Source organism: Streptomyces sp. NPDC127119, assembly GCF_042677425.1.
Classification (GTDB): domain Bacteria; phylum Actinomycetota; class Actinomycetes; order Streptomycetales; family Streptomycetaceae; genus Streptomyces.
In genome coordinates, this window is record NZ_JBHXTO010000072.1 from 1 (window position 1) to 12,722 (window position 12,722).

Sequence of the window (12,722 nt, forward strand, 5' to 3'; positions counted from 1 at the left end):
GGGCCCCCCCCCCCCCCGGGCCCCCCCCCCCCCCGCGACCGGCCCCCACCCACCCGCACCCAAGAACAACGCCCACAGGGCCCGGAACGGCGGGGGCGAAAACCCTTAGGCCACCCCCCACCCCCGGCCCTACCATCCCCCCATGCCCAAACCAAACGGCTTCACCTACACCCAGCACCCCGACGACACGGTCACGATCACTCACGGCCCCCGCCCCGCAACGACCCTCCGCGGCCCGAGAGCCACCCAATTCCTCGCGGAGGTGGAGAAGGGCGACCCCCAGCTCGTCATGGCCCGCTGGACGGGCAACTACAAACACGGCAACGAACGAACCGCCCGCAACCACCCCCGCAACCGCCACTGACCCGGTCGGCCGATTCCCCGCTTGGTAAGGGAACGGCAAAGCCGGTCCGCTCGTTCACCCGGCATGACAGCTATGACCCCCGGCTCGAACATCCCTCTCCCCGTCACCCGCGTGACGGTGGACGTCGCCGCCCCGGTGCGGCTCGACGTATCGGGCCTGCTGCTCACCGCCGACGGCAAGGTGCGCTCCGACGACGACTTCATCTTCTACAACCAGCCGGCCGGCCAGGGCGTGACGTACCGCTCCGGCGGCGGCAGCTCCCCCGACTCGATCACGGTCGACACGACCGCCGTGCCCCAGGGCATCGAGAAGATCGTCGTCACCGCGAGCCCGGACGCGGCGGGCCAGACGTTCCAGGGCATCGAGCCGACGGCGACGATCCGCAACGCGGACGACGGCTCGGTCCTCGCCTCCTTCACCCCGCCCCAGCTCGGCGCGGAGACGGCCCTGGTCATCGTCGAGGTCTACCTGCGCAACGGCGCGTGGAAGGCCCGCGCGGTCGGCCAGGGATATTCGAACGGCCTGGCGGGCATCGCCACGGACTTCGGCGTGACGGTCGAGGAGCCGGCCGCCCCGGCCCCGGTGGCCGCCCCCACCCTCCACCAGCCCCCGCCGGCACCCCCGGTCACCACACCGGCGGCCCCGCCCGTGCCTCCGGCGCCCCCGGCACCCCCCGCCGCCCCCGCCCCGGGCACCGGCAAGATCAACCTCGACAAGGGCCGAGTAAACCTCCAGAAGAACCAGACAGTCTCCCTCACCAAGGGCGGCAGCCCCTTCCTCGCCCAGGTGAAGATGGGCCTGGGCTGGGAGCCGGCGTACCGGGGCAAGGACATCGACCTCGACGCCTCCGTCATCGCCTACGGCCCGAACCGCAACCACATCGACAGCTGCTACTTCGGCAAGCTCTCCATCGTGAACGGCGCGATCAAGCACTCCGGCGACAATCTCACGGGCGAGGGCGGCGGTGACGACGAGGTGATCGTCGTGGACCTCGGCCGTCTCCCCCAAGAGGTGACGGGCCTGGTCTTCACGGTGAACAGCTTCTCCGGCCAGAAGTTCACCGAAGTGGCGAAGGCCTACTGCCGCCTCCTGGACGCGGCCACGGGCGAGGAGCTGGTCCGCTTCGACCTCACCTCCGCGGAGCCCCAGACCGGCGTGATGATGGCCAAGCTCATCAAGCAGTTCTCCGGCGAATGGGAGATGACGGCCCTCGGCAACTTCGTCAAGTCCCGCACGGTCCGAGGCATGGTCAAGCCGTCGGCCCAAGCACTGTAGACAGCAAACCGCACCGGCCCCACCGCGCCGCAGCCGCAGCCGCCGACGAACCGGGGGCGGGGCCGTGCCGGTGTGTCACGTTCGCAGCGTACGGCTCCCGCTGGAAACGCCCACCCCCGTGGAAACACAGGGCCGTGCGCACGGGAGGCTGCGAACGGACACACCGGCACGGCCCCGCCCCCACCCCCACAGGCACCGCCACCCCCACCGCAGGCGCGCCTCAGAACAACCACCGTCAGAACAAAGCGCTGTACGCATTCAACGCAGGCTGCCCACCCAGATGCGCGTACAACACCACAGACTCCCGCCCGATCTCCCCGCGAGTCACCAGATCGACCATCCCCGCCATGGACTTCCCCTCGTACACGGGATCGGTGACCATGCCCTCGGTCCGAGCGGCAAGCCGCATGGCCTCCAACGTCACGTCATCGGGAATCCCATAAGTCCCCCCGTGATACCGCCCGTCCAACTCGACATCAGCCTCGGTCAACTCAGCCCGCACACCGATGAGCCGCCCGGTGTTCTGAGCGATCCGAGAAATCTGCTCCCGGGTCCGATCGGGCGCGGCAGACGCATCGATCCCGACAACACGCCGCCCCCGCCCCCCAGCTTCCTCCAGCGCACGGAACCCGGCCACCATCCCCGCCTGAGTGGATCCGGTAACGGAACACACAACAACGGTGTCGAAGAAAACCCCCAACTCCGCCTCCTGCTGGGCGACTTCATAAGCCCACCCGGCAAACCCGAGCCCACCGAGCGGATGATCGGAGGCCCCCGCGGGAATGGCGTACGGTTTCCCACCCGCCTCCTCGACCTCCCGCAGCGCCAGCTCCCAGCTCTCCTTGAACCCGATCCCGAACCCGGCCCGCACGAGCCGCACATCGGCCCCGGCCAGCCGGCTGATCAGGATGTTGCCGACCTTGTCGTACACGGAGTCGGGCCAGTCCACCCAACTCTCCTGCACGAGCACGCATTTGAGCCCGGCCCGAGCGGCACAGGCGGCGACCTGCCGGGTGTGGTTCGACTGCACCCCACCGATCGACACGAGCGTGTCGCACCCTTTGGCGAGCGCGTCCGCGACGAGGTACTCCAGCTTCCGGGTCTTGTTGCCCCCGTACGCGACACCGGAGTTGCAGTCCTCCCGCTTGGCCCAGAGCGAGGCCCCACCGAGATGCGCGGTCAACCGCTCCAACCGATGCACGGGCGACGGCCCGAACAGAAGGGGATACCGCTCGAACGAGTCCAGAGACATGGATCCTCCAAGGTCACACAGCCAGATCAGTCAAGGTCGACAAGCCCTTCGAGCCCCCGCCAGATCTCCGAGGTGACCCGAACCGCGCCATCCACGTCACCCTCCGCGCACGCCTCGATGAGCCGCTCATGCAGCCCGGCCGAGCGGCAGTTGCCCCCCTCACCGAACCGCCGCCGCTCCAGCCGCCGAATCAACGGCGTGTACCGCGCAACGGTGGCCGCAGCAGCCCGATTGCCACTCACCCGCACCAGCACGTCGTGCAGCTCGTCGTCGGCGCGCAGGGCGGCATCGACATCCCCCGCACGCACGGCATGCGAGAACCGCGCGTTCGCCGACCGCATGGCATTGACATCCGCCCCACCCAGCCGCGGCACGGCGACGCGCACGACCAGCTCGTGCATGGCCCCGACGACGGCCGCCGCGTCCCGCACATCGGCGGCGACGACCGCGGTCACCCGCGTATAGCTCTGCGGCTTGCTCTCCAGCAGCCCTTCGTCGACGAGCCGCGCGAAGGCTTCCCGTACGGGCGCCCTGGACAGCCCGAGCCGCTCGGCGAGCTCGGCGTCGCGCACGACCGCGCCGGGCTCGATCTCCCCGGCCACGATGGCGTCACGAAGGGACGCGTAAGCCTGATCCCGAAGGAGCGTCCGAGACACCGGCCGAATAGTCATAACTAAAATGTTAGATGTCACTCAAGGCTCTGACAAGCCCCGAGCACGAGTGGGCCCGCACCCAAGCACGGACCCACTCACAACACCTCAGACAGCCCAGGGCCAATCGGCATCCCGAGCGGACTCGAGCAGCGGAACCATCCGAAAAGCAGCGTCCGAGAGCCCTCCGAACACATGCCGATTCCCCACCCCGGCCCCGCCCCCGGCCGCCCCGACCCCGCCCCCCGACGCCGCATGCCCGGCCCGATACCCCGCGAGATTCCAGGTGTACACGGGCACATGCGCCGGAACCTGCTCGGTCGGATCCCCGTAGTGGCTGTACGTGGCCTGCTCGTCGGTCACGATCAGCACCCGGTCGTGCTTCCGGTAGTGCTTGCGCACGGCCTCACTGGTGTCGGTGCCGCCCAGATCACCGAACCGCCCCAGCACCTTCAGTACGGACTCACTCCGCCGGAACGGCACCACATCACTGCTGGTGCCGAACTCGACGAGATCGGCCTTCTCGGCCCGCAGCGCGAGCGCCGCGCCGAAGATGGCCGCCGCGTCGGCCCGGTTGAGCTCCGAGCGGTCGGACATCCGCGAGTGGAACATCGACCCGGACCGGTCGACGAGGACGAGCGTCCGCCCGCCCAGCGCCGGCACGTTGGCCAGCGAGTGTCCGAGCGCCTGCTCCAGCGGATGGGCCCACCGCAGCGAGGGCGCGTGCTGATAGGCGGCGAGATACCGAAACGGAAACTGCCGGGACCGCGCGACCTCGCTCGGATCACTGATCTTCTGCGCAACCAGAGCAGCCACCTCGTCCGAGACCCCGGCCTCATCGAAGTTCCGAAGGTTCCGCACGAGAGCCATCGCCCCCATGGATGGAATCACGGCCTCCCAGGCAGCGGCGTCCATCGGCCCCTGCAGCCATCCGGCCAGCGCCTCCCAGGTCATCCCGGCCTCCGCGAGCCGCCCGGCACCGCCCTCGGAGCTCACCACGCCCCGCCGCTCCTCCACCGGCACGGCCATCAACTCACGGTGAGCGGTGAGCACCCGGTCGGACGCGGGCGGCACGGCGGTGTCGGGGTGGTGCCGACGATCGAGCGCGTACCGGAACAGCTCGCCCTGCCACGGCTTCTGCGGATCCGGCGAAGCGTGCACGAGGTTCAGGACGTCGCCGAAGCGATATCCCTTGGACGCCGTGTCGTACTTCAGCAGCGACCTGCTCCCGTACAGCCGCCGTACGGCGTCGGCGATCCCGCGCTTCACGGGCTTGGGCACGGCACGCCCGTACCGCGAGGTCCAGTAGGCGAGCAGCTCACCGGGCTCGTCCGGGCGCCGCAGCACGGACGCGACGACCTGCCGGTTCGCCGGCCCGTCCGTGGCATCCGCGTCGAGACGCGCCTTGACGTACTCGGCGGCGCCCACGAGCGACGCGGTCCGCATGTTGCCCTCGCCGCGCAGCCAGTCGAGCAGGGCGGCCGTCCACGACGGGTCGGCGACGGCGAGCTGCCGTACGAGTGCGGCGAACCGGTCGTCGCGCGCCTCGCCGCTCTCGTAGAAGGTCTTCTGCGCGACGAAGTTGGCGATGGACAGCAGAAAGAGCTCGGAACGCGGGTCGCGCTCGGCCCCCCGCCCGCCCTCGTACGTCCGCAGCACCCGCCCCGTGGAAGTGACACGCGAGGTGCCCCGGGCCTTCGCCGCCTTGGTGTTGAACCGCGCCATGGTGAATTCCCCCGAATTCATGAATGTTCCGGAGGGAGGCGCAGCAAAGGGAGCGTGCCCGAGTTCAAGGGTCGGCGGCGGACTTTTCCAGATGCTCTACCGAATTGAGCTACACCGGCCCGAGGCCGGTGACGGGACTTGAACCCGCAACAGTCCGATCAAATGAAGTAACCGCTGCCTGCGCACCGGGCACACACCTTTTGCTGCGCCTCCCGAGATCAAGTCGGCTGCGGCCTGGATTCTTTGGAAGAGAAGTAGCCGCAGCCATCGCACCGGGAGGTGCATGAAATTGTGTGTCCAGGGCCGGTCGACGCAGATCCCGCCTTCACACCTGGACGTTGTCCACTGTAGAAGGCATGCCACGAGCCGGGCGAGCGATTAATTCACCCCTTCGCGGAAAGCACTCAGCGACGCTTCTGCCGCTTCCAGGGTCCCTTGATCGCGACCATGATGCCCGGCACCTGAATGTTGGCGTACAGGGTCTTTCCGTCGGGCGAGAAGGTGACGCCGGTGAACTCGCTGAACTCGGGCTCCTCCGCGGTGCCGATGTTCAGGTCGTTGCGGGCGATGGGATACGTACGGCCGCTGTCCGTCGCGCCGAAGAGGTGCGAGACGCCTTCGCCGTCCTCGGCGATGACGAGACCGCCGTAGGGCGACACGGTGATGTTGTCCGGGCCGTCGAAGGCGCCGTCCTTCGACGGGTCGGGGTTCACCCCGAGCAGCACCTTCAGGGTCAGCGTGCGGCGCTTGGGGTCGTAGAACCAGACCTGCCCGTCGTGCTGGACGGGGCTCTCGTCACGGGCGTACGAGGACACGATGTACGTGCCGCCGTCGCTCCACCACATGCCTTCGAGCTTGCGGGCGCGGGTGACCTCGCCGGTGTCGAACTGCTCGCGCACCGGAACGGTCTTCCCGTCGCGGTCGGGCACGTCGATCCAGTCGACCCCGTACACCGTGCCGATCTTCGTGGCGCGGGACAGGTCGTCGACGTAACGGCCGCCGGAGTCATAGCACTTGGGGGCCTGGAGCACGCCCGCGTCGTCGGCGAGGGTACGGAACTTGCCGCGGCCGTGGGTGAAGCCGTGCGGGGGCTTCCAGCGGAAGAACAGGCCGTTGGGCTCGGAGTCGTCCTCGGTGAGGTAGGCGTGGCCGCGCTTGGGGTCGATGACGACGGCCTCGTGGTCGTACCGGCCGAAGAACTTCAGGGGCTTGGGGTCACGGTTGGCGCGGCGGTCGCCCGGGTCGACCTCGAAGACGTAACCGTGGTCCTTGGTCATGCCGTTCTCGCCGGCCCGGTCGGAGTTCTCCTCGCAGGTGAGCCAGGTGCCCCACGGGGTGCTGCCGCCCGCGCAGTTGGTGGACGTGCCCGCGATGCCGACCCACTCGGCGACCGCGCCGCCGGGACGCACCTCGACGACCGTGCAGCCACCGGAGGCGGCCGGGTCGTAGACGAGGCCCTCGGTCAGCGGCACCGGGTACTTCCAGTTGGCGCGCGGGCCCTTCAGCTCGTGGTTGTTGACGAGGAGGGTCGTGCCGCGCGGACCGTCGAAGGTGGCCGTGCCGTCGTGGTTGGAGGGGGTGTACTCGCCCGACTCCAGCTTGGTCTTCCCGCTGTGGGTGACGACGCGGTACGAGAACCCGGCGGGCAGCGCGAGGACGCCCTTGGGGTCGGCCAGCAGCGGCCCGTACCCGACGGCCCCGCCGTGCCGCTCGCCGGCGTCACCTTCGCCGTGGCCGTCGTCGCCCGAGGTCTCGGTGTCCGTGGACGCGAGGGCGCCGGGCGCGGTGGCGAGTGTGCCGACGCTGCCGATCAGGGCGACACCGGCACCGGTGATCGCGGATCGTCTGGCGAAGTCCCTGCGGGTGAGCGACATGCTGTCTCCTGTGACGGTGGAGTGTGACCGTGGCGAGCAGTGAGCGGCGGGCGAGGAGCGAGGAACGGCGGACCCGGGGGTCGGCCACACGGTCCCGCCCGTGACTTAACGCCGGTTGAACGCCACCCGACTTTCCGGGCCCCCGTTGTGTGAACGCGCCCCGATCCGTCCCAGCGGCCCCACGACCCCCATACGGCCCATCAGCCCTCGCGTCCGCACCGCGGACCGGAATAATCTCGGTACCAGGGACCGGCACGAACCGTACGGCGCATGGGAGGCGAGCTGAAGTGGACGCACGTCAGGCACGCCATCTTCATGAGGAGCGGTTGCTGGCGATGGCCAATGTGAGTGGGGTCGGGACGGGGCGTGACGAGGAGTCCGGCGAGGATGTCGTCGTCGTGTTCGTCACGCGCAAGGTTCCCCGCGACGGGCTCCGCCCCGAGGACACGATCCCGGACGCCCTGGAGGGCATCCCGGTACGGGTCCTCTCCATGGACGACCCGTCCGACCCCTGACCCACTTCTCCTCGCCCCGTGATCGCGCTCCACGCTCGTCCTCAAACGCCGGACGGGCTGAAAGCCTCAGGGGCGCGGGGAACTGCGCAATCCTTTGGGCCCGCCCCCACCGAACCCGCGGACAAGCACCCAGCCCGTCCGGCGTCTGAGGACCGGGGGCCCGGGGGCCGGGCCCCCGCGTCACTGACCTTGCTGCGACCGAGCCTTGAACGCAGCCTTCCGCGCCTCCTTCGCCACCTTCTTGTCGGGATGCAACCGCCCCATCGCCTCCAGCACATCCGGCGTGGCAGGATGCTCCACCCGCCAGGCCGCGGCGAAGAACGACCCGTGCTGCGCCGCGAGCCCCTCCACCAGCGCCTGCAGTTCCTCGGAGTTCCCCTCCGCGGCGAGCTGCGCGGCGATCGTGTCGACGGTCAGCCAGAAGACCATCTCCTCGGACGGCGGGGGCACGTCCGGAACGCCCCGCTCGGCGAGCCAGACCCGCGCGAGCCCGCCCAGTTCGCCGTCGTCGAGCACTTCGTGCAGCGCGGGCGCGGCCTCCGTCCCGACGAGGGACAGCTCCTGCTGACAGCGCAGCCGCCGCAGCGGCGCCCCCGTGTCGGCCCCACGCGCCGCGGCGAGCAACTCCCGTGCGGCGGCGAGGGGTTCACGCCGGGCGAGCCACTGCTCGGTCTCCGCCTGCGCGGCCAGGGGCGGGAAAGCGGACGTGCTGTCGAGGAGCACGTCGGCGCCCTTGTCCGCGAGGTCGCCCACCGCGGGCGCCGCGAATCCGGCTTCCAGGAGCCGCGCCCGGATGCCGTACACCCCGAGCGGGGTGAGCCGCACCATCCCGTACCGGGAGACGTCCGTATCGTCCACGGCCTCGTCGGACGAGGCGGCCGAGGCGGCGGGTTCCTCCCCCGCCTCGGCCATGAGCGCCTCGTCGACCGGCTGGAAGTCGACGAGCCCCACCGGCTCCAGCAGCCGGAACTGGTCGTCGAGCCGCATCATCGCGTCCGACACCTGCTCCAGGACGTCGTTGGTGGGCTCCCCCATGTCGTCGGGCACGATCATCGACGCGGCGAGCGCGGGCAGCGGCACCGGACCGTCGCCGGGCCCGTCCTCGCTGGCGGTCAGCAGATAGAGGTTGCCGAGGACCCCGTCGAGGAACTCGGCCTCGGCCTCGGGATCCCAGTCCAGCGTGGAGAAGTCGATCTCGCCGCCCTCGTCCATGGCGTCCACGAGGTCGTCGAGGTCGGGCACGCTCGCGTCGGCCAGGACCGTCTCCAGGGCGCCGAGCCACAGCCCCAGGACGTCCTGCGGCGCTCCGGACAGGACGAGGGTCAGATCGGCGCCGGCGGCGACCGTGCCCTCCTCCTCGTCCACGACCGCGACGAGCCCGGTGTCCACGGCCACCCGCCAGGCCTCACTGGCGTAGGCCGCGGCGTCGTCGCCGTCGAGGGACAGTTCCGCGGCGGCGGCCGGCAGCTGTTCCTCGACGAGTTCGCCTCCGGCGCCGACCCGGGTGTCCGGGCCTGCCCAGCGGGCGAGCCGCACGGCACGCGACAGGAGCGGCGTGGCGAGCGCGTCCCGTGCGAGTTCCGCTTCGGAGCGCAGACGCACCGGCGGCAGGGGGGAGCTGTCTGACATCGGCTGGTTCTCCTAGGACGAACGTCGGACGTCGATCTCGTGTGTCGGCGTCCTGCTGGACGCACCTCGCGTTTCCGGCGCCCGTCCGGGCGCACGACGCGGCGTCCCGGGGCCGCCGGGAGAACACCCTCCGGCCGCCCGGAAACACGACCTCAGCCTAGACGGATTTGGGCCCATGCCGCCCGGTTCATGAACCTGTCAGAAGTGTTCAGCCAGGAAACCTTGACAAGTGCCGTGGCCTGGCACGAGATTGACGCGCGTAGATTCCACCCTCGCCCCACCTTTGCCCCACCCTCGTCCCGGCGCCCACGCACGTCCCCGGAGGGATTTCGTTGCCGAGCAAGTCTTCCGCACGCATCGCCGCGCTCACCGTCGCCGCCGTCTGTTCCACGGTTTCCTCGGTGGTCGTCACGTCGCCCGCCCACGCGGACAGCGTGGCCGTCCACGACATCCAGGGCTCCACCCGGACCTCCCCGCTCGCGGGTCAGCAGGTCACGGATGTGGCCGGAATCGTCACGGGCGTACGGACCTATGGTTCGTCCCGGGGCTTCTGGATCCAGGGGCCGACCCCGGACGACGACCCGGCCACCAGTGAGGGCGTCTTCGTCTTCACCAGCTCCACGCCGAACGTCGCCGTCGGCGACTCGGTCACCGTCTCGGGCACGGTCACGGAGTTCGTGCCGGGCGGTGCCTCGACCGGCAACCAGTCGGTCACCGAGATCACCCGTCCGACGGTGACGGTCGTGTCGAGCGGCAACGCGCTGCCCGCGGCCACCGTCGTCAACAGCCGTTCCGTACCCGCCGCGTACGCGCCCGAGGGCGACACGGCGGCGGCCGGCTCGACGAACAACCTCACGCTGCGGCCGAAGAAGTACGCCCTGGACTTCTACGAGTCCCTGGAAGGGATGAACGTCGCGATCGGCTCGTCGCGCGTGGTCACCGCGACCGACCCGTACGCGGAACTCTGGGTGACGGTGAAGCCGCACGAGAACCCGAACCGCCGCGGCGGCACGGTCTACGGCTCGTACGCCGCGCAGAACACCGGCCGACTGCAGATCCAGTCGCTGATCCCGACCGCCACGCAGCCGTTCCCGGCGGCGAACGTCGGGGACACCCTGAAGGGCACCACCGAAGGCCCCCTCGACTACAACCAGTTCGGCGGCTACACGCTGACCGCCCGCACCATCGGCACGGTCGAGGCCGGCGGCCTGGAGCGCGAGACGACCCGCAAGCAGTCGCGCACGGAGCTGGCGGTCGCCACGTACAACGTCGAGAACCTCGACCCGGGCGACGGTACGTTCGCCGATCACGCGGCCGCGATCGTGGACCACCTGCAGTCGCCCGACATCGTGTCCCTGGAGGAGATCCAGGACAACAACGGCGCGACGAACGACGGTACGGTCGCCGCCGACCTGACGCTGAAGAAGCTGACCGACGCGATCGTCGCCGCCGGCGGACCGGCCTACGAGTGGCGGTCCATCGACCCGGTGGACCTCGCGGACGGCGGTGAGCCGGGCGGCAACATCCGCCAGGCGTTCCTCTACAACCCGGCGCGGGTCTCCTTCGTCGACCGGCCGGGCGGCGACGCCACCACCGCCGTCGGGGTCACCAAGGTGCGCGGCAAGGCGCAGCTGACGGCCTCTCCCGGCCGTGTCGACCCGGCGAACGCGGCCTGGACGAACAGCCGCAAGCCGCTCGCGGGCGAGTTCTCCTTCCGCGGCAAGCCGGTCTTCGTGATCGCGAACCACTTCGCGTCGAAGGGCGGCGACCAGTCGCTGCACTCGCAGTTCCAGCCGCCGGTACGCAGCTCGGAGACGCAGCGCCACCTCCAGGCGACCGCGGTGAACGCCTTCGTCAAGGACATCCTGGCGAAGCAGCGGAACGCGGACGTCGTCACGCTCGGCGACATCAACGACTTCGAGTTCTCGACGACGACGAAGCTCCTGGAGGCCGACGGCGCCCTCTGGTCCGCCGTCAAGTCCCTGCCGAGGAGCGAGCGTTACAGCTACGACTACCAGGGCAACAGCCAGGTCCTCGACCAGATCCTGATCAGCCCGTCGATCCGCAAGGACCGCGACTTCACCTTCGACAGCGTGCACATCAACTCGGAGTTCTCCGACCAGATCAGCGACCACGACCCGCAGGTGCTGCGGTTCCGCCCGTAGCCGTCCAGGTGCTTGCCGGAGTCGCTCCGGCCGTACGCCGCCGAGCCCGGCCCCGATGTCAGGGGGGCCGGGCTCGGTCGTGTCCGGGCGCGGGACGGCGGGCCGTCAGCGGCCGGGCTCGTAGGTGAGCTGTTTGATCTGGCGCAGGGTGAGGACGGTCTCCACGGCCTGGACGCCTGCCAGGCCCCCGATCCGCTCGCTCAGATACGTGTACAGGGCGCCGGTGTCGCGGCACAGGACGGCGGCGACGATGTTGGCCCGGCCGGTGACGGCCGCGGCGAAACCGACCTCGGGGTGCCCCGCCAGCGCGCGCCCGACCTCGGCGAGGGCGGAGGGCGCCACCGTGAGCCAGAGCATCGCGTCGGTGGAGTGCCCCAGGGACTGGCGGTCGTGCTGCACGTCGAAGTAGAGGACCCCGCAGGCGAGCAGCCGGTCCAGACGCCGTTTGACCGCCGACTCCGTCTGCCCGGTACGGCTCTGGAGTTCGGTGAGCGGGGTCCTGCCGTCGCGCCGGAGCACCGCGAGCAGCGCCTCGTCCTGCGCGTCCAGGGTGACGGGGTCGGCGGGCGTCGCGACGGGCGGCGGGGTGAGGGCGGCCTCCTCGTGGGGATCGAGGGCCCGCATCTTGTTGAGCCAGCCGAGCGGGCCGCCGTAGTAGGAGTGCAGCAGGCAGTGCGCGCTGACCGAGATGACACGCGGAGTGCGCGGCAGCCGGTCGAAGAGCAGCTCGTCCCGTTCCTGGCTGGACCGCGGCTTCATCGCGCACATCAGCTCGGTGCCTCCCGAGAACAGCCCGATGTACGAGGTGTCGGGGCGCCGGGCCAGTGCGGCGGCCAGTTGTTCCGCCGCGTCGGGCGTGCAGCGCAGCCGGACGACCCAGCTCTGTCTGCCGAGCCGGCTCTCGTCGGTCATGCCGAGCACGCGCAGACCCACCGTGGTGTGCAGACGCCGGTAGCGTCGCGCGACGGTCTGGTCGGAGACGCCGAGCACCTCCGCGAGCCGGCTGAACGGCGCACGGCCGTCCAGCTGGAGCGCCTGCAGCAGCTTCAGATCGAGTGGGTCGAGGGGGTCGGTCGTGCGGGACTCCACGGGCGCGCTTCCGCTCTCTGGCCGGGACGGCATGGACGGGGAACCGCCGACGATCATCCCATCGAGCAGGGTTGCGGAGCGAGCAGTGAGGCCCGGACCCAGGAGTGTGTTCCTGGGTCCGGGCCTCGCACCGGCGCCCGTCCCGTCCCCACGGAGGGCACCCGGTAAGACGCCGGATCACCGT

General features: G+C 70.4%; 10 protein-coding genes. 4 read left to right on the top strand and 6 right to left on the bottom strand.

Annotation, left to right across the window (positions count from 1 at the left end; all coding sequences use genetic code 11):
- Positions 1 to 142: 142 nt before the first annotated feature.
- On the top strand, positions 143 to 364 hold the full coding sequence (locus tag ACFVH5_RS26485) for a hypothetical protein (RefSeq protein ID WP_384813272.1): 222 nt from the start codon (positions 143 to 145) through the stop codon (positions 362 to 364).
- Between the two features lie 72 nt (positions 365 to 436).
- Positions 437 to 1,639 carry a TerD family protein gene (locus ACFVH5_RS26490; RefSeq protein WP_385836292.1) on the top strand — a complete coding sequence of 401 codons (1,203 nt, stop codon included), beginning with the start codon at positions 437 to 439 and terminating at the stop codon, positions 1,637 to 1,639.
- A 235-nt stretch (positions 1,640 to 1,874) separates the two neighbouring features.
- Here the strand turns inward: ACFVH5_RS26490 and ACFVH5_RS26495 are convergent, their stop codons facing one another.
- The 4 genes from ACFVH5_RS26495 to ACFVH5_RS26510 form a co-directional block, all read right to left on the bottom strand.
- On the bottom strand, positions 1,875 to 2,891 hold the full coding sequence (locus tag ACFVH5_RS26495) for a 1-aminocyclopropane-1-carboxylate deaminase (protein ID WP_384813269.1): 1,017 nt from the start codon (positions 2,889 to 2,891) through the stop codon (positions 1,875 to 1,877).
- Between the two features lie 26 nt (positions 2,892 to 2,917).
- Positions 2,918 to 3,562 carry a GntR family transcriptional regulator gene (locus tag ACFVH5_RS26500; protein ID WP_385836263.1) on the bottom strand — a complete coding sequence of 215 codons (645 nt, stop codon included), beginning with the start codon at positions 3,560 to 3,562 and terminating at the stop codon, positions 2,918 to 2,920.
- An 87-nt stretch (positions 3,563 to 3,649) separates the two neighbouring features.
- Complete coding sequence (locus ACFVH5_RS26505; RefSeq protein ID WP_385836264.1) at positions 3,650 to 5,266, bottom strand: TROVE domain-containing protein; 1,617 nt, start codon at positions 5,264 to 5,266, stop codon at positions 3,650 to 3,652.
- Between the two features lie 404 nt (positions 5,267 to 5,670).
- Positions 5,671 to 7,140: an alkaline phosphatase PhoX gene (locus ACFVH5_RS26510; RefSeq protein ID WP_385836265.1), complete on the bottom strand. Its 1,470-nt coding sequence runs from the start codon at positions 7,138 to 7,140 to the stop codon at positions 5,671 to 5,673.
- A gap of 335 nt (positions 7,141 to 7,475) precedes the next feature.
- Here ACFVH5_RS26510 and ACFVH5_RS26515 point away from each other — a divergent pair, with 335 nt between their 5' ends.
- The gene (locus ACFVH5_RS26515; protein WP_247706305.1) at positions 7,476 to 7,655 is read left to right on the top strand and encodes a hypothetical protein; all 180 of its coding nucleotides are present in this window, start codon (positions 7,476 to 7,478) and stop codon (positions 7,653 to 7,655) included.
- A 180-nt stretch (positions 7,656 to 7,835) separates the two neighbouring features.
- Here ACFVH5_RS26515 and ACFVH5_RS26520 read toward each other — a convergent pair whose 3' ends face one another.
- A complete protein-coding gene (locus ACFVH5_RS26520) occupies positions 7,836 to 9,284 on the bottom strand; it encodes a hypothetical protein (protein WP_385836266.1) in 1,449 nt (482 codons plus the stop codon).
- Positions 9,285 to 9,616: 332 nt separating this feature from the next.
- On the opposite strand from ACFVH5_RS26520, the gene ACFVH5_RS26525 reads away from it, so the two are divergent.
- Positions 9,617 to 11,449 carry an endonuclease/exonuclease/phosphatase family protein gene (locus ACFVH5_RS26525; protein ID WP_385836267.1) on the top strand — a complete coding sequence of 611 codons (1,833 nt, stop codon included), beginning with the start codon at positions 9,617 to 9,619 and terminating at the stop codon, positions 11,447 to 11,449.
- A 105-nt stretch (positions 11,450 to 11,554) separates the two neighbouring features.
- Here ACFVH5_RS26525 and ACFVH5_RS26530 read toward each other — a convergent pair whose 3' ends face one another.
- Positions 11,555 to 12,571 (bottom strand): Lrp/AsnC family transcriptional regulator, encoded by a 1,017-nt coding sequence (locus ACFVH5_RS26530; RefSeq protein ID WP_385836268.1) that lies wholly within the window; start codon positions 12,569 to 12,571, stop codon positions 11,555 to 11,557.
- Positions 12,572 to 12,722 lie beyond the last annotated feature (151 nt).

What these genes read in the sequence shown, in the direction of transcription:
- ACFVH5_RS26495 (WP_384813269.1), bottom strand. Translation starts at nt 2,891, where the DNA reads ATGTCTCTGGACTCGTTCGAGCGGTATCCCCTTCTGTTCGGGCCGTCG.
- ACFVH5_RS26505 (WP_385836264.1), bottom strand. Translation starts at nt 5,266, where the DNA reads ATGGCGCGGTTCAACACCAAGGCGGCGAAGGCCCGGGGCACCTCGCGT.
- ACFVH5_RS26530 (WP_385836268.1), bottom strand. Translation starts at nt 12,571, where the DNA reads ATGCCGTCCCGGCCAGAGAGCGGAAGCGCGCCCGTGGAGTCCCGCACG.
- ACFVH5_RS26490 (WP_385836292.1), top strand. Translation starts at nt 437, where the DNA reads ATGACCCCCGGCTCGAACATCCCTCTCCCCGTCACCCGCGTGACGGTG.
- ACFVH5_RS26500 (WP_385836263.1), bottom strand. Translation starts at nt 3,562, where the DNA reads ATGACTATTCGGCCGGTGTCTCGGACGCTCCTTCGGGATCAGGCTTAC.
- ACFVH5_RS26520 (WP_385836266.1), bottom strand. Translation starts at nt 9,284, where the DNA reads ATGTCAGACAGCTCCCCCCTGCCGCCGGTGCGTCTGCGCTCCGAAGCG.
- ACFVH5_RS26515 (WP_247706305.1), top strand. Translation starts at nt 7,476, where the DNA reads ATGGCCAATGTGAGTGGGGTCGGGACGGGGCGTGACGAGGAGTCCGGC.
- ACFVH5_RS26510 (WP_385836265.1), bottom strand. Translation starts at nt 7,140, where the DNA reads ATGTCGCTCACCCGCAGGGACTTCGCCAGACGATCCGCGATCACCGGT.
- ACFVH5_RS26485 (WP_384813272.1), top strand. Translation starts at nt 143, where the DNA reads ATGCCCAAACCAAACGGCTTCACCTACACCCAGCACCCCGACGACACG.